General features: G+C 72.5%; 14 protein-coding genes. 8 read left to right on the forward strand and 6 right to left on the reverse strand.

Annotated elements, in window-relative coordinates; all coding sequences use genetic code 11:
* Positions 1-117: 117 nt before the first annotated feature.
* Positions 118-558: a hypothetical protein gene (locus ACWGJB_RS25725; protein ID WP_453382440.1), complete on the reverse strand. Its 441-nt coding sequence runs from the start codon at positions 556-558 to the stop codon at positions 118-120.
* 96 nt (positions 559-654) lie between these two features.
* Between ACWGJB_RS25725 and ACWGJB_RS25730 the strand changes: the two genes are divergently transcribed.
* Positions 655-1,833 (forward strand): PP2C family protein-serine/threonine phosphatase, encoded by a 1,179-nt coding sequence (locus tag ACWGJB_RS25730; RefSeq protein ID WP_453382441.1) that lies wholly within the window; start codon positions 655-657, stop codon positions 1,831-1,833.
* Positions 1,834-2,202: 369 nt separating this feature from the next.
* Positions 2,203-3,258, forward strand: a complete 1,056-nt coding sequence (locus ACWGJB_RS25735) for a hypothetical protein (RefSeq protein WP_453382442.1) — start codon at positions 2,203-2,205, stop codon at positions 3,256-3,258.
* Between the two features lie 4 nt (positions 3,259-3,262).
* Here ACWGJB_RS25735 and ACWGJB_RS25740 read toward each other — a convergent pair whose 3' ends face one another.
* Both ACWGJB_RS25740 and ACWGJB_RS25745 read right to left on the reverse strand, forming a co-directional pair.
* Positions 3,263-5,236, reverse strand: coding sequence for an Ig-like domain repeat protein (locus ACWGJB_RS25740; protein WP_453382443.1), 1,974 nt, complete (start codon positions 5,234-5,236; stop codon positions 3,263-3,265).
* Positions 5,237-5,429: 193 nt separating this feature from the next.
* Positions 5,430-5,552, reverse strand: a complete 123-nt coding sequence (locus ACWGJB_RS25745) for a hypothetical protein (protein WP_453382444.1) — start codon at positions 5,550-5,552, stop codon at positions 5,430-5,432.
* Between the two features lie 195 nt (positions 5,553-5,747).
* Here ACWGJB_RS25745 and ACWGJB_RS25750 point away from each other — a divergent pair, with 195 nt between their 5' ends.
* From ACWGJB_RS25750 to ACWGJB_RS25770, 5 genes are all read left to right on the forward strand, one after another.
* On the forward strand, positions 5,748-7,091 hold the full coding sequence (locus ACWGJB_RS25750; RefSeq protein ID WP_453382445.1) for a helix-turn-helix domain-containing protein: 1,344 nt from the start codon (positions 5,748-5,750) through the stop codon (positions 7,089-7,091).
* A 92-nt stretch (positions 7,092-7,183) separates the two neighbouring features.
* The gene (locus tag ACWGJB_RS25755) at positions 7,184-7,507 is read left to right on the forward strand and encodes an amidohydrolase family protein (protein WP_453382466.1); all 324 of its coding nucleotides are present in this window, start codon (positions 7,184-7,186) and stop codon (positions 7,505-7,507) included.
* 22 nt (positions 7,508-7,529) lie between these two features.
* Positions 7,530-8,534, forward strand: a complete 1,005-nt coding sequence (locus tag ACWGJB_RS25760) for a permease (protein ID WP_453382446.1) — start codon at positions 7,530-7,532, stop codon at positions 8,532-8,534.
* Positions 8,531-9,304: a TIGR03943 family putative permease subunit gene (locus ACWGJB_RS25765; protein WP_453382467.1), complete on the forward strand. Its 774-nt coding sequence runs from the start codon at positions 8,531-8,533 to the stop codon at positions 9,302-9,304. Before ACWGJB_RS25760 ends, ACWGJB_RS25765 begins: the two co-directional genes overlap by 4 nt.
* 115 nt (positions 9,305-9,419) lie before the next feature.
* Positions 9,420-10,214: an SDR family NAD(P)-dependent oxidoreductase gene (locus ACWGJB_RS25770; RefSeq protein WP_453382447.1), complete on the forward strand. Its 795-nt coding sequence runs from the start codon at positions 9,420-9,422 to the stop codon at positions 10,212-10,214.
* 28 nt (positions 10,215-10,242) lie between these two features.
* Here ACWGJB_RS25770 and ACWGJB_RS25775 read toward each other — a convergent pair whose 3' ends face one another.
* The gene (locus ACWGJB_RS25775) at positions 10,243-11,022 is read right to left on the reverse strand and encodes a hypothetical protein (protein WP_453382448.1); all 780 of its coding nucleotides are present in this window, start codon (positions 11,020-11,022) and stop codon (positions 10,243-10,245) included.
* Positions 11,023-11,165: 143 nt separating this feature from the next.
* Positions 11,166-12,833, reverse strand: coding sequence for a hypothetical protein (locus ACWGJB_RS25780; RefSeq protein WP_453382449.1), 1,668 nt, complete (start codon positions 12,831-12,833; stop codon positions 11,166-11,168).
* Between the two features lie 309 nt (positions 12,834-13,142).
* Here ACWGJB_RS25780 and thrS point away from each other — a divergent pair, with 309 nt between their 5' ends.
* Positions 13,143-14,360 carry a threonine--tRNA ligase gene (gene thrS, locus ACWGJB_RS25785; protein ID WP_453382450.1) on the forward strand — a complete coding sequence of 406 codons (1,218 nt, stop codon included), beginning with the start codon at positions 13,143-13,145 and terminating at the stop codon, positions 14,358-14,360.
* Positions 14,361-14,419: 59 nt separating this feature from the next.
* Here the strand turns inward: thrS and ACWGJB_RS25790 are convergent, their stop codons facing one another.
* Complete coding sequence (locus ACWGJB_RS25790; protein WP_453382451.1) at positions 14,420-14,992, reverse strand: TetR/AcrR family transcriptional regulator; 573 nt, start codon at positions 14,990-14,992, stop codon at positions 14,420-14,422.
* Positions 14,993-15,112: the final 120 nt, after the last annotated feature.

The raw sequence follows: 15,112 nt of genomic DNA on the forward strand, positions 1-15,112 counted from the left end.
CCCGGCCGCCGCGCCGCCCCGCCCGCCCCCCCCCCCCCCAAAACCCCTGCTACACAAACGCCCCCCCCCCCCCCCCCCCCCCCGCCCGCCCCCCCCCCCCCCCGTGGCCGGGAGCGGTCATCGGATGCGATGGCCGACCGCGTCCTCGTGCGTGTAGAACCGGTAGAACATCACGACGAACGTCACCGCCGCGACCGACAGGGCCATGCCGGTGGAGCGCAGGATCGACTCTCCGCTCTGGCTGTACAGGAAGCCGAAGGCGATCCCTATGAACGCCGTCCACATCAGCGCGTGCACCTCCCGCCCCAGCCGCGGGGCGATCGTCAGCACGCCGAAGAGCACCAGGGCGAAGACGATCGCCGTCACGAAGCCGAACAGCAGGTTCCAGCCGGTGATGGGCCCGCCGCTGCGCCGGTTCGCGGCCGCCCAGTAGCCGTAGATCAGCCCGGTCACGATCGGGAGGGCCAGTCTGGCCATGACGTGGGCCTGCGGGCTGAAGATGTCGGGCGTGGGGCCGCGCCGGGGCATACCGCCGGACGTGGGTGCCGCTTGAGCCATGAGAGTGCTCCTCTCTCCTCGCCCCCAGCTTCCAGGGCACACCTGCGGGTACCCCCTGGCAAGTCGGCCGCACGGGGTTTCTGCGGCGCCCACGACATGCGGCGGGGGCCGGTGCGTGATTCTCTGACTGTCGTGACCGACCACCCGGCCCCGCGGCGGTGGCAGGACCTGCTGCGCCGGCAGCCCCTGAAGTGGGCCCGGGGCCGGGGTTTCTCCTGGGCGGCGCCGTTGCTGCTGCTGGCCGGGATCACGGCGGTCGACCTCAACACCACGGAGCGGTTCCGGATCATCTCCTGGATCGTGCTGGTCCCCGGGATCGCGGCGGCGATCTGCGGGGTCTGGGCGACGGCTTTCTTCGCGGTGCTGGCGGTCCTCGACTACATCGCCGTGGACAGCGTCTGGCCGCACCAGTACCAGGCCGGGCTGCCCGACTTCATCCTGGTCGCCTTCGCCGGGCTGCTGGCCATACTCGCCTGCGTGGTCCGGTCCGGCGGCGAGCGGCGGCTGCTGCACATGCGGGACATCGCCGAGACGACCCGACGAACCGTGCTGCGTCCACTGCCGCCCGGGTGGGCGGGGCTGGACCACGCGGAGGTCTATCTCGCCGCCGACACGGTGGCCCGGGTCGGCGGCGACTTCTACGACATCCAGCCGGGCCCGCACGGCACCCGGGTGCTGGTCGGGGACGTGCAGGGCAAGGGGCTGGGCGCGGTGGAGACGGCGGCCGCGCTGCTGGGCACGTTCCGGGAGGCCGGCTATCACGAGAAGGACCTGGCGACGGTGGCCGGCCGGCTGGAGACCCGGATGCTCCGGCACCGGGGTCACACGGTCGCCCTGGGCCGCGACGACGGCGACCGCTTCGCCACGGCGGTGCTGCTGTGCTTCCCGCCGGGCGAGCCGGACGCGGTGGAGCTGGTCAACTTCGGCCACGCGCCGCCGCTGGCGGTGCGCCCGACGGGGGTACGCGAGTTGCCGCAGGGTGGCGGACTCCCGCTGGGCATGGGCGAGTTGGCGGCGGGGTCCGGCCTCCCGCCGACCCTCACGATCACCCTCGGCGCCGACGAGACCCTCCTCGTCACCACGGACGGCGTCACCGAGGCGAGGAACGCGGACGGCGAGTTCTACCCCCTGCCCGAGGAGGCCGCCCGGGCCGCCACCTCCGACCCGGCCCTCCTGGTCGCCTACGTCCGCGACGGCGTACTCCGGCACACTCGGGGCCGCCTCTCCGACGACACCACGGTCTTCGCGATCCGCCGGACGTCGACACCCGGATAGGGGCCCGGTCATCCGGGGCCGGGGGACGGAAGACGGTGACCGGGGGACGGAAGACGGTGGCCAGGGTGTGGAAGACGGTGGCCAGGGTGCGGAGGGCGGCGGTCGGGGTGTGGAAGACGGTGGCCAGGGTGCGGCAGACGGGGACGTCGGGGCGTGGAACACGGTGGCCGGGGGGCGGAAGAAGGTGGTCAGGGCGTGGGAGACGGTGGCCGTCAAGAGGCCTGCGGGCACAGGTCACCGGCCGGTCGTGCTCTCTCGCATCTCGGAACACCCCCATCCCACCCCAAACCTCTCCCGTACCCCCCGCTCTGCAGGCGCAGCGGTTACCGTGCTGACGTAAGTGGACCTGGGGAACAAGGGGGAGGGCCGATGCCCGGAACCGTGCTGCTGCTCGCGGCCTCGCCGACGGGCAAGGGGTGCCTGGTGGACGCGGCCTCCGTGCTCCCCGTGCTCGCGGCCGTGCCCCCGGCGATACTCTCCGGCACCGACACCGCCAACGTGGTGGAACTCGCCGACCCTCTGGAGCCGCAGGCCGTCCTGACCCGGCTGCGGGCTGCCGCGGCCGCCCCCAGCCCGCTCACCGTCTTCGTCACGGGTCAGCTGCAGCTGGACCGCAAGCAGCGGCTGCCGCATCTCGCGCTGGCCCGGACCACGCCCGCCACCGTCCGCTACACCGGTCTGCCCTGGCACTGGATCCGCGAGGAGCTGCGGTTGCGGCCGGCCGGGGCGACCACGCTCGTCCTCGACCTGCACGCCGACCACGAGACCTGGGAGTGGCTGCGTACCGTGCCCCTGGACTCCGGGCGCAACAACGCCGTGTACGGGCGTATCGCACCGCCGCCGGCCCGCAGGGAGGTCGCGTCGCCGTCGTACATGAAGGCCGTGGCGACCGTGCTGCGCAGCGGGCACCGGCCGTCGATGGCGCAGCTGCACCAGCAGGTGCTCGCGCGGCTCGGCGCCGAGGCCGTGAGCGGCATTCTGTTCAGCACCCACACCCCGGGCAGCGGGGATCCGCACGACGCCATCAGCGCGGCGGCGCGGGGCGGCCGGTACACGGAGGCCGACGGGCTCGCCGCCCGCTGGGAGGAGGCCGCCGCGCGGGCGCACGGGCCGGCCTCCGAGGACGCCCTGCACTGGTCCGAGGTGCGGGCCGACCTGGCGATGTTCGCCGGGGACGCGGCGCGCAGCTGCCGTACCTGGCTGACCGTCGCGCATGCCCGGCTGGCCGCCGGGCAGCCGGCCGACGCACCGGCCGTCGAGACGGCCGTGGACCGGGCCCACCACCAGTGGGGGGCCATCAAGGACGCGGCGCGGGCCCGTGAACTGGGGCCCGCGCTCGCGGAGTTGAGACTCAGGGTGCCGGGCCGCCGGGAGGGTGCCCTGGACCATGTCCAGCAGCACCTGCGGCAGCTTCAGACCAGCTGATTCACTAGTTCGTGAAGGTGAAGTACTTCCACGCGCCGTAGGTCGTGGAGTTGACGGTGTCGCCGGACGTGCCGTTGATGTAGTCGGAGCGCACCCGGAAGCGCCAGCCGACGTCCTGCTTGTGGTTGCCGGTGAACTCGACCTGGGAGATGCCGCTGCCGGCCAGCGCGAAGTACTTCGAGTCGTCGGAGTACCACCTGCCCTGGTAGTAGACCTGGAAGTCGAACCGCTGCGCACGGCCGGTGTAGTACGGCATCTTGGTCGTGAACAGCGGGTTCTTGGTCTTGTGGAAGAAGGCGTAGGTCTGGCCCCAGGTCTTCTTCGTCTTGTACTGACGGCCGGTCGACATGGAGATGCTGACCTTCGCGCCCACCGAGCTGGACACCGACCGCGGCTGCCAGCGCGCGTCGCCCGTGAACTTCGCGGTGACCTTGGTGTCGCGCTTGAGGTCCAGGGTGACGGACAGGTTGCCGTGCGAGTCGACCTTGCCGGACTTGGCCAGCTTGTTGGGCTTGTCCGGGCCGAACGGGTCGGCCCAGATCTCCACCGTGCGGTTCTTGTACGTCGTACCGAGGTGGGCGGTGAACTTCACGTCCTGCCCGTACGCGTACACCTTGCCGTTGTTGTTCAGCGTCAGCGTCGGCTTGGCGCGGGAGACGTCCACGGTGTCCTTGGCGGAGGCGGCCGTGTGCTCGGCGTCGCCCGCGTAGGAGACCTGGTACGTCACCTTGCCGCCGGCCGGCGGGGTGTCGGTGAACGAGTAGGTGCCGTCGGCCTTGACGGTGACGGCGGGCAGCGCCTTGCCGTTCGGCGAGTCCAGGTCGGTGCGGGTGACCGCGAGCTGGGTGCCGGCGGGCAGCGCGGCCGTCGAGGAGACCGTGCCGGTGACGGTGAGCTGCTTGGCGCGGGTCGCCGTCGCCGGGGCGTTCACCGTGACGGTGGTGGCCGCCCGGCCCGGGGTGTCGTACTCGCGCAGGGAGTACACGTCCGCGTCGTTGGACGTCACCGCGAACAGCCGGGAGCCGTCCGGCGCCCAGGCCAGCCCGCCGGCTGCGAGGGTGTCGGCGCCGCTGGAGGTACCGGTGTTGGGGAAGTCGTACGTGCGGACGGCCTCGCTGCTGCCCGGGTGGAAGATGTAGATGTCCGGGTCGTACCAGGCGAAGCTGCCGCCCGCGACCGTGCCGTCGGGCGCGATGGCGACCGCGTTCGGGTAGGCGGTGCTGGTGTACTTGCCGTCCTCGTTGAGGTCGGACGTCTTGTACACCTGGTGGTAGTACGGCGCCCCGCTGGCCACCACGACGTCCTTGCCGTCGGGGGTGACCTGGAGGTCGTTGAGGTTGCTGCCATCGGTGCGGATGTGGGCCAGCTGGACCGCGGTGCCCGACGAGACGTCGTAGGAGGACAGCGAGGCGGGGCTCAGGTCGCGGTCGCCCGCGACCAGGATGTCGGTGCCCGGTGCCGCGTCCAGGACGGGCGCCGAGTACCAGCTGTTGTCCTGGCCGAGGGTGACCTGGTGGTCGCCGGTCAGGTCGACGGAGCCGATGTTGCCCTCGGCGTCACCGCCGTAGCCGAACCACAGCTTGCCGTCCGCGAGGGCGACGCTCCGTGGCTTGTCGCCGACGGTGTAGCGGGTGGTCTCGGTGTCCGTCGCGGTGTCGATGACGGCGACGGCGTCCAGGTCCCGGACGGCCGCGTAGAGCGTGCCCGAGTCGGCGGACAGCTCCAGGCCGGTGACCCCCGAGAGGTCGGTGGTGAGCTGCTTGAGCACATTGCCCGAGTAGTCGGTGACGACGATCTTGCCGTTGCTCGGGTCGCTGATGAAGACCTGCTGGTGGACGCCGTCGACGACGATGTCACCGGTCGACTTGATCGGCAGCAGGGAGCTGGTGTCGGCGAAGGCCGGCGTGGTGGCGGCCAGGGCCGCGGAGCTGAAGAGAACCGCCAGGGTGGTGGCGGCTGTGACGGTACGGGTGCGCATACGCACGCTGATTCGAACCCCCCGGATCGAATGAAGTGGGGCGCCACGGGAAGGTGGCCCACGGGTGCCTACGGTGTGCGTGCGCTGTGGGCCGCATGTGGCGGATGTGATGAAGACTAGGTCATGCCACTGACAATCAGCACCCGGGATTCCCCGCCGGGATGCCGCCGTCGATGGCCCGGGGGAGGGGGCTTCAGTGCGGCGCGTGTTCGGCGGTGGCCGGCGCGGTGGAACGGGAGCCGTTGTCCGTCGCTCTGGCAGGCCCGGCGTTGGCGGCCGTGATGAGCGCGGCCACGGCGATCACGGCGGCTGCCACACTACGGGCAGTGGCGGTCCCCCCGATCGAGCGGAGCCGGGAGTGGGGGAGTGCGGCAGGGCGTGCGGATGTGCGTCCGAGCACGGCGACCTCGCAACGACAGGGGCGGGTTAAGCGTGTTTAATTCGCCGTTTAACCTAGGGGCTGACAGAGCTCAACGGCAAGGGGTCCAGGGGGAGTTGGGGGAGTGACAGAATGCAGGAACGGGACGATCCGGAGACCATCGGGCGACGGGTGCAGCAACTGCGCACCGAGCGGGGGCTGACCCAGCGGCAGTTGGCCGAACCGGCCTACACACCGGCCTATATCTCCACGCTGGAGGCGGGTCGGGTGCGGGCCTCCGACGAGGCGCTGCGGCACATCGCCGGGCGGCTCGGCGTCGGCTTCGAGGAGCTGGCCAGCGGGCGCCCCGCCCATCTCGCCACCGACCTCAGGCTGCGGCTCACCGAGGCCCAGCGCACCCTGGCCACCGGTGCGGCCGAGGAGGCCGCCGCCCTGTACGCCGCCCTCTTCGAGGAGGCGGAGGCGCACGGGCTGGCGGTCGAGCAGGCCACCGCACTGCTCGGGATGGGCGAGTGCGCCCTGGACACCGGTGAGCTGGGGCAGGCCAGGGAGTTCTTCGAGCGGGCCGAGCTGTGGACGGCCGACGAGCCACTGCCCGTACGCGTCCCGGCGATCCGCGGCCGGGCCGTCAGCCACTACCTGGCCGGTGAACTCCGGTACGCCGTCTACCTGCTTGAGACCACGCTCGACGAACTGAACCGCAGCGGCCTGCACGACCCCGACGCGCTCCTGCTCCTCTACGCCTCCGCCATCGGCCCGTACATGGACATGGGCGCCCACGCCCGCGCCGCCCAGGCCGCCGAACTCGCCCTCGCCCTCGCCCCGCAGGCCGGCGACCCCGCGCTGATCGCCCGGATGCACCGCTCCGTCGCCCGCACCCTGCTCGCCGAGGGCCGGGTCGCCGAGGCCGACGCCTCCCTGGCCAAGGCCGCCGAGCTGTACCGCCAGCTCCAGCTCCGCACCGAACTCGCCAACTGTCACTGGATGCGCGGTTACGTCTACGCCCAGAACGGTGAACTGGAGCGCGCCGAGGTGGAGTTGAGGGAAGCCCTGGCGATGCTGTCGGAGACCCGGGCGGCCCTGTACCGCAGCCAGGCGGCCGTCGAGCTCGCCGACGTACTGCACCGCCGGGACAAGTCCGAGGAGGCCGCCGCGCTGCTGCACGACGTGCTCGGCGACTTCTCCTCCGAGCGCGGCGCGGTGCACGCGGCCGCCGCGCACCGTCTGCTCGGCATCATCGCCGAGGACGCCCGGGAGACGGAGGCCGCGGAGGAGCACTACGTGCGCGCGCTGAGCCTGCTGGAGCGGGCGGGCGCGGCCGGCGACCTGGCGGACCTGTGCCGGCTGCTGGGAGACCTGCTGCGCCGCACCGGCCGGGTGGAGGCGGCCCTGGACGCGTACCGCACCGGCCTCGGCCACCGAACGGCCCCGGGCACCACGACCCTGGGCCCGGCACCGGCACAGCCGCCGCTGTAGGGGGCCGTCGCTGTCGCCCGGTAGTCGCCGCGCACGGCGCCCACGACGTCCCCGTCCACCTGGCCCACGACATCCCCGAGTTCCTGGAGCTGATCCGGCAGCGGGCCGCGGTCACCCCCGACGGCGAGCGGATCCGCACCACCACCAACTGGCAGGAGCTCAACCTCGCCGAGCGCCGCATACCCACCGTGGCCGAACTCGACCGGGCCACCGACCGGCACCCCGTCCTGGTCAAGCGCGGCGGCCACAACGACGTCGTCAACTCCTGCGCGCTGCGCCTGGCGGGCATCACCGAGGACACCCCCGTACCGGCCGGCGGCATTGATGTGCGGCTCCGCCGCGTGGGCGCGACCAGCCCCCACCGGCCCGCAGTCAACACACAGCCTTCTCCCTGCCAACTGACCCCCACCCCATAGACACCCTCGTTAGCGTCCCGGGGTGCACAACCACCGGACGGCGACCGACACCCTGCGCCTCCTCCTCCGCGCCCTCGTCCACGCGGTCCTCGGCGGCACCGCCCTCCTCGCCATCGCGACCGTCGTCTCCGTTCTCGGTCCCACCGTCGCCCTCGACCTCTACACCCCACCGGTCGCCGCCTGGTGGACCGTGTTCACGGCGGTCGCGGTGCAGGGCGTCCCCTTCCTCCTCCTCGGCACCGTCGTCTCCGCGGCGATCGGCGCCTTCGTCCCGGAGCGCGTGTTCACCCGCCTCCTCCCCCGAAACCAGGCCCTCGCCGTTCCCGTGGCGGGGGCCGCGGGCATGATCCTCCCGGGCTGCGAGTGCGCCTCCGTCCCCGTGGCCGGCAGCCTGATGCGCCGCGGGGTCGCCCCGGCCGCGGCCCTCGCCTTCCTCCTCTCCGCACCGGCCATCAACCCGGTGGTGCTGGTGGCGACCTCGATCGCGTTCCCCGGTCAGCCCAGGATGGTGCTGGCCCGGCTGCTCGCCTCCCTCGGCACGGCGGTGGTGACGGGCTGGCTGTGGGCGCGGTTCGGCCGCGACGACTGGTTGCGGCCACCCCGCCGTACCGGGGAGACCCACGCCACCGGCCCCCGTGCCTTCGTCACCGGCCTCCAGCACGACTTCCTGCACGCCGGCGGCTTCCTGGTGCTGGGCGCGGCGGCCGCGGCGACCTTCAACATCGCCGTACCAAGATCGGTCCTGGAGGTCTTCACCGGCTCCGCGTGGACGGCCGTCCCGCTCCTCGCCGTGCTCGCCGTCGTGCTCTGCGTGTGCAGCGAGGCCGACGCCTTCGTGGCCGCCTCGCTCAGCGCCTTCCCGGCCACGGCCCGGCTGGCGTTCATGGTGGTGGGCCCGATGGTCGACCTGAAACTGATCGCCCTCCAGGCGGGCACCTTCGGCCGGGGCTTCGCGCTCCGCTTCTCCTCGGCGACCTGGCTGGTGGCCCTGTCGTCCAGCGTCCTGGTGGGGTGGTGGCTGCTGTGAGGCGCTACGGCGGACCCGTCCTGCTCTGCCTGGTCGGCGCGGCGGCCCTGCGGATCACCCTTTTCGGCGACCTGTACCTCAGGTACGTCCAGGCGTCCCTGCGTCCGTACCTGATCACCTCCGGGATCACCCTGATCCTGCTGGGCCTCACGACGGCGGCACTGCGCAGCCGCACCACGGACGACCACGGCCACGGCCATGATCACCGCCACGGTCACGAACAAGACCACGGTCATGACCAAGACCAAGACCAAGGCCACACCCACGCCCACAACCACGGCCCCCGGATCGCCTGGCTGCTCACCCTTCCCGCCCTCGCCCTGCTCCTCTTCCCGCCGCCCGCGCTCGGTTCGTACAGCGCGGAGCGCGAGGCGGCGCAGCGGGCGGCGCAGGGAGTCGGGGCCTTCCCGGCGCTGCCGGCCGGGAACCCGGTGGCGCTGACGCTCGCCGAGTTCAGCTCGCGGGCGATCTACGACAGCGGACGCTCGCTGACCGGCCGTACCGTCCGGATGACTGGTTTCGTCACGCACGGCTCCGACGGCACCTGGTACCTGACCCGGCTGATGGTGACCTGCTGCGCCGCCGACGCCACCACCAGCAAGGTGGAGATCCGGGGCCAGGACGCGCCGCTCACCGACACCTGGGTCACCGTCACCGGCATCTGGCACCCCAAGGGCACGTTGGGTTCGGACGCGGCCTGGCCACCGGTGCTGGACGCGAGGTCGGCGAAGTCGGTGCAGCAGCCGTCGGACCCCTACGAGACGCCGTAGCCCGTTCGGCCCAGGTGGCCGGGTCGTTCCGCCCCGCATGACGGACGGTGGCATCCGTAGGCACCGGCACACGAACCCTGGCATTCGCAGGTGGACGAAGGGAACCCTCCCGCCCATGCATATCGATCTGACAGGACGCACCGCACTGGTCACCGGCTCCACGCAGGGGATCGGTGCGGCCATCGCCGTGGGGCTCGCCCGGGCCGGCGCCCGCGTGGGTGTCAACGGCCGTGACGAACGCCGGGTGGCCGACAGCGTGCGGGCGCTGGCCGAGCAGGTCCCCGGCGCCGACCTGGTGTCCGTGGCCGCCGACGTCGCCACCGACGAGGGCGCGGCCCGGGCGACGGAGCTGCTGCCCCAGGTGGACATCCTCGTCAACAACCTGGGTGTCTTCGGGGCCGCCGACCCGTTGGAGCTCAGCGACGACGAATGGCGGCGCTATTTCGAGGTCAACGTGCTCGCCGCGGTACGCCTGACGCGGCTGTACCTGCCGGGTATGACCGAACGCGGCTGGGGGCGCGTGCAGTACATCGCCAGCGACTCGGCGGTGGTCATCCCGGCCGAGATGATCCATTACGGGATGTCGAAGACCGCGCTGCTGGCGGTGAGCCGCGGGTTCGCCAAGAAGGCGGCCGGCACGGGCGTGACGGTGAACTCGGTCATCGCGGGCCCCACCCACACCGGCGGCGTCGAGGACTTCGTGTACGGACTCGTGGACCGGGATCTGCCGTGGGAGGAGGCGCAGCGGACGTTCATGCGCGAGTACCGGCCGCAGTCCCTGCTGCAACGGCTGATCGAGCCGGAGGAGATCGCCCACATGGTCGTCTACCTCAGCTCCGAGCAGGCATCGGCCACGACCGGGGGCGCCCTGCGGGTGGACGGCGGTTACGTCGACTCGATCCTCCCCTGACCGCCGGGGCCGGGTTCCAGGACGGGCTCTAGGCCTGTGCCCGGCCTTGTTCCCTTACCTGGGCGAGGCGTCGGACGCCGATGTCGAGGGTCTGTTCGGTGGTGTGCGTCGGGAGGGTGCCGAGGGCACCGGCGGTGAGGACGATCGCGTCGTCGCCGACGCGGACGACGGCGATGTCGACGGTGAGGGTGGTGGGGTCGTCGCCCGGCGAGGGCTGCGCGGTGAGGGTGACCCGCAGCCCCTGCCGGGCCTCGCCGAAGGCCGCCAGCCCGGAGTCGGCGACCTGGACGGTCTCGGTCCCGGCCGAGGTCGTCTGCGCGGCGAACCGCCCGCAGACGCCGGGCACCGCCCGCAGCCAGGCCAGGGTCCGGTCCACGGCGGCGGCGCGGCTCGCGTAGACCTGGTAGCGGAGCTGGGCGTCGTCGTCGCCGTCGTCGAGGACGGTGACGGCGTGCGGGCCGGCCGGTTCGAGCAGCTCGTCGGCGTACAGGGCGTCGAGCAGGCGCTGGCAGTCGGGCTGCCCGGCGACGGCCTTGAGCAGCCCGTCGTGCCAGGTGGCGGTGGAGTCGCCTGGCGTCCACGGCACCCCGAGGTCGCCCTCTTCGACCAGCGCGGCCTGGGCCTGGTCGGGGGTGAGCGCCGGGAGGCCGGGCGAGGCGGCCGGGCTGGCGGGGGCGGGACGCTCGGCGGCGGTCGCGTTCGCCGCCGGGGAGGCCCCCGCAGCGGACGCTTCCGGCGCCCGGCCGGCCGTACAGGCGGAGACGGCTAGCAGGCCGGCCACGGCAAGACCGGAGGCGATGACTCTCATGGCGGGGGCCTCCCCGGGAACAGGAGCGGTGGACGCGTGAGATCACGCCATCACCACTGGCGCCCGCCTACCACCGCTCCGGTCCGTCCGGGTGAGTCCCACGGTTCGGGTGGCTCCCCGGGGTGGTCACCGGCGTCGCGGGGTCAGCGGACGTCCACGAAGTCCTGTGCCGACCGGGCGGCGAAGTGGGTGCTGTTGCCCGCGTAGTCGATCGCCCAGGTGCCGTCGCGGGTCGCCTTCGGCTTGGCGGTGAAGTGGCCGGTGCTGTTGGTGGCCGCCGTGGTCACGGTCTTCCAGGTGGTGGTGCCGGTCGCCCGGAACAGGACGGCGACCCGCTGACCGCCGTACGCCTTCCAGGCCGTGGTGTGGTGCTGCAGAACCCCCGTCACGGTGAGGGTCTTGCCCTTGGCCACCGGCTGCGGGGTGATCTTCAGCGAGGTGATCCGGCTGGCGGTCCGGGACTTCTTGACCGCGGTGGTGACCTGGTCCTGGTAGGTCGTGGAGGCGCGGTGGTGCGCCCGGTACCAGCCGGAGGCACGGTTGCTCGCGCTGATCGTGAAGGAGCCGTCGGCATTGGCCTTCCCGGTGGCCACGCGGGTCCACCCGGTGCGTCCGTCGGCCGAGTACTCCAGGTCCACGGCCTGGCCGCCCAGACCGGGTGAACGGCTCACGGTCGCGGCCAGCTTGCCGGCGGCCGTGACCTTGTGGTCGGCGCCCAGCGTGGCCTTGAAGCCGGTGATCGACAGCGGCATCTGGACCTGCTGGGTGACATCGGCCCAGGCGTTGCTGAGATAGGGGGCTTCCGCGGAGGTGCCGAGCGAGAAGGAGCCCGGACGAGTGACGGTGACCTTGACGCTGTACGAGCCGTCGGCGCCGGTCACCGCGGTGGTGGTGACCGCCGGAACGGAGCCCCCGTCGGCGTAGCTCACCTGGATCGTGCGGCCCGCCAGGGGATGCACCGTGTACGGGCTGACCTGCTCGGTCCAGGTCGCCTTGCCGGACAGCGTGACCGTGGCGCCGGAGCGCACCGGGGAGGCGGAGGTCCTGGCGCCGATGCTGACGGCGCCGTCGATCCTGGCGAGGTCGGGCGCCAGCGTGCAGGCGACGGTGCCCGCGACGTGCGCGGCCGGGTCGGTGCCCGGGTTGGCGGTCACCGAGATCCAGGCGCCGCCCGCCACGGTGATCGCCTGGCTGAAGGTGCCGTCGGCGGCCAGCGGGGCGTCCGTCGTCCTGGGGTCCAGCTCGGTCTCGGACAGCCATTTCACGGTCGCGAGGCCCGCGTACGGCTGCAGTTGCCCGGTGTAGGGATCGCGGCCGAGTACCGTGCCGGAGACGGTCACCGTGCGGTGGTCGGTGTCGGACGCGGCCCGGTCGGTGCGGGCCGTCCGGACGACCGGCTGGAGCGTGTAGTCCACCAGGCCGTACAGCTCCGTGGACAGACCCGGGTAGTGGATGAGCGGCGCGTCGGCGTAGGCGCTCCAGGTGCCGTAGGCGTCGAGGTGGATCGGCCCGTCGGTCTGCCAGGTGTTCGCGGTACCGGTGGGCACCCAGCTGACCGGCACGGTCCACGAGCCGACGTGCAGCTGGGTCGGCAGGCTGTTCACGCTGGTGTCCAGCTTGAGGACCACCACGCCGCGGTGGTTCGCCAGGCTGTGGATGTCGGCCTTCTGGTTGGTGGAGTCGCCGGTCGAGGAACAGCCGGGCACCGTCGCGGCCGCCGCGGACGGGGTCGCGACCGTGGCGGCGGTCGCGGCGAGGAGCGCGGCGGTGAGGGCCGCGGTCAGGTTCCTCGGCACCGAAGTCTTCGTCATGTGACCGATCATGACCCTCTGCCAGTCAGATGATCCGATCGCGTGGGGGAGTTGTGGCGAATGCGTGACGTCGGTGCGGTGGCCGGGCGGGGCCGGCCCGTCGAAGCAGCCGGATAACCCGTGGCCCGTCGCCCGCCCCGCTCGTTACAGTGGACCGCATGAAGCGCGCCCAGCCGTGTCCGTTCTCCACGACGACGCCGGAGACCGTCCCGGCGCGCTGACATCTGACCTGTCCGAAGCCCCGGGGCGAACGCCCCGGGGCTTCGTCGTGTCGCGGGTCGTTCGCCTCCCTGACGGAGGAGATCCGCCATGCACGACCACCGCCGACTCGGCCGTGAACTCGACCTGTTCGACACCGACCCGCTGATGGGCGCGGGCCTGCCCTACTGGCTGCCCGACGGCGCGGTCGTACGGCACACCCTGGAGGAGTACGTCCGGGACGCGGAGCGCCGGGCCGGGTACCGGCATGTGTACTCGCCCGTCCTCGGCAAACGCGAGCTGTACGAGATCTCCGGGCACTGGGCGCACTACCGCGAGGACATGTACCCGGCCATGCGGGTGGGGGCGGAGGAGGTCGTGCTGCGGCCGAGTCTGTGTCCGCATCACGCGCTGATCTACCGGTCGCGGGCGCGTAGTTACCGGGAACTTCCGCTGCGGATCGCCGAGTTGGGGGGCATGTACCGCGCCGAGCTGTCCGGTGTCCTCGGCGGCCTCACCCGGGTGCGGGCCATCCAGCTCAACGACGCGCACATCTTCTGCACCCTCGACCAGGCCGTCGAAGAGGCCCGTGCCGCCCTGGAACTGATCGCCCGCGCCTACGCCGACCTCGGCATCAGCGCCGTACGGCACCGGCTCTCGCTGCCCGGCGACGGCGGAAAGTACGTCGCCGACCCGGAGTTGTGGCGCCGGGCCACCGTCCTGCTGCGGCAGGTTCTGGACGGGGCGGGCGTGGCGTACGAGGAGGCCGAGGGGGAGGCCGCGTTCTACGGCCCGAAGATCGACGTACAGATCGCGGATCCGGCGGGGCGGGAGTCGACCCTGTCCACCGTGCAGATCGACTTCCACCAGCCGGAGCGGTTCGATCTGCGGTACGTCGGGGCGGACGGCGGCAGGCACCGGCCGGTGATGGTGCACCGGAGCGTCATCGGGAGCGTGGAGCGGGCCGTCGCGCATCTTCTGGAGGTGCACGGCGGGGCCTTCCCGGCCTGGCTGGCGCCGGTGCAGCTGCTCGTCCTGCCGGTCGCCGAGGCGCAGTCGGCGCAGGCCGGGGCACTGGTCGCGGCGGCGGTGGCGGGCGGGCTGCGGGCCGAGGTCGCCGGTCCCGAGCAGGGGAGTCTGGGCGCGCGGGTGCGCGGCGGCCGGATCGTGCCGTACCAGGCGGTGATCGGCGCGCGGGAGGCCGAGGCGGGGCTGGCGGCCCTACGGCTGCGGGACGGGCGGCGGGTGGGCGCGTTGCCCGCGGTGGAGCTGGTGCGGCGGATCGGGGCGCGGGTGGCGGGGCGGGGGACCGGACTGTGGGACGAGTGACGGGCCGAGTGGCGGGCGACTGACGGGCCGAGTGGCGGGGTGACCGGCGAGGGCGGCCGTCAGGTGAGGGCGGCCGCCGCCTTGCGGAGTGCGGTGAGGGCGTCGTGGGCCAGGTCGGGGAAGGGGCGGTCGTTCGCCGGGGTGATCCACTGGGCGAAGGCCGTGGCGAACGCGCGGATGCCCAGGTCGGCGGCGAGGCCCGCGGTCGGGTCGGGCACGCCGCGGTGGCGGAGGGCGTCGGTCAGGGTGGCCGCGAGGTTGAGCTCCTTGAAGGCCAGGCGCTCCCGCAGCTCGCTGTGGCCGGCGATGACCTCGCTGAGGCGGGGGCCGAACGCCCGCTGCTCGGGGGTGAAGGAGGCGGTCAGGGCGTCCAGGGCCGCGGCGACCGTCTCCAGCGGGGTCGCGGCGGCCGGTGCGGCCGCCACGCCCTCCGTGAGGAGGCGGCCGTGCACCTCCTGCCCCGCGAACAGCACCTCGCGCTTGTCCGGGAAGTGCCGGAAGAAGGTCGTCTTGGTCAGTCCGGCCCGTTCGGCGATCTGGGCGACGGTGGTGCTGTCGTAACCCTGCTCGCCGAACAGGTCGATCGCGGCCTGCACGAGTCGCTGCCGTGCGTTCGGTTCCCATCGAGCCATGGGCACAGCTTAGGTGATGTGACTCGGTACCGTCACAGTGCTACGGTGACGGTACCGAGTCACAAAACCATATTTTAGTTAAAGGGTGAGGATTGATTCGTTTCTTTGTCACCCGCGCCC

Source organism: Streptomyces sp. NPDC054813 (assembly GCF_053611365.1).

Bases quoted from the DNA above. Each gene is read 5' to 3' on its own strand.
- ACWGJB_RS25725 (WP_453382440.1), bottom strand. From the start codon at position 558: ATGGCTCAAGCGGCACCCACGTCCGGCGGTATGCCCCGGCGCGGCCCC.
- ACWGJB_RS25730 (WP_453382441.1), top strand. From the start codon at position 655: ATGCGGCGGGGGCCGGTGCGTGATTCTCTGACTGTCGTGACCGACCAC.
- ACWGJB_RS25735 (WP_453382442.1), top strand. From the start codon at position 2,203: ATGCCCGGAACCGTGCTGCTGCTCGCGGCCTCGCCGACGGGCAAGGGG.
- ACWGJB_RS25740 (WP_453382443.1), bottom strand. From the start codon at position 5,236: ATGCGCACCCGTACCGTCACAGCCGCCACCACCCTGGCGGTTCTCTTC.
- ACWGJB_RS25750 (WP_453382445.1), top strand. From the start codon at position 5,748: ATGCAGGAACGGGACGATCCGGAGACCATCGGGCGACGGGTGCAGCAA.
- ACWGJB_RS25770 (WP_453382447.1), top strand. From the start codon at position 9,420: ATGCATATCGATCTGACAGGACGCACCGCACTGGTCACCGGCTCCACG.
- ACWGJB_RS25775 (WP_453382448.1), bottom strand. From the start codon at position 11,022: ATGAGAGTCATCGCCTCCGGTCTTGCCGTGGCCGGCCTGCTAGCCGTC.
- ACWGJB_RS25780 (WP_453382449.1), bottom strand. From the start codon at position 12,833: ATGACGAAGACTTCGGTGCCGAGGAACCTGACCGCGGCCCTCACCGCC.
- thrS (WP_453382450.1), top strand. From the start codon at position 13,143: ATGCACGACCACCGCCGACTCGGCCGTGAACTCGACCTGTTCGACACC.
- ACWGJB_RS25790 (WP_453382451.1), bottom strand. From the start codon at position 14,992: ATGGCTCGATGGGAACCGAACGCACGGCAGCGACTCGTGCAGGCCGCG.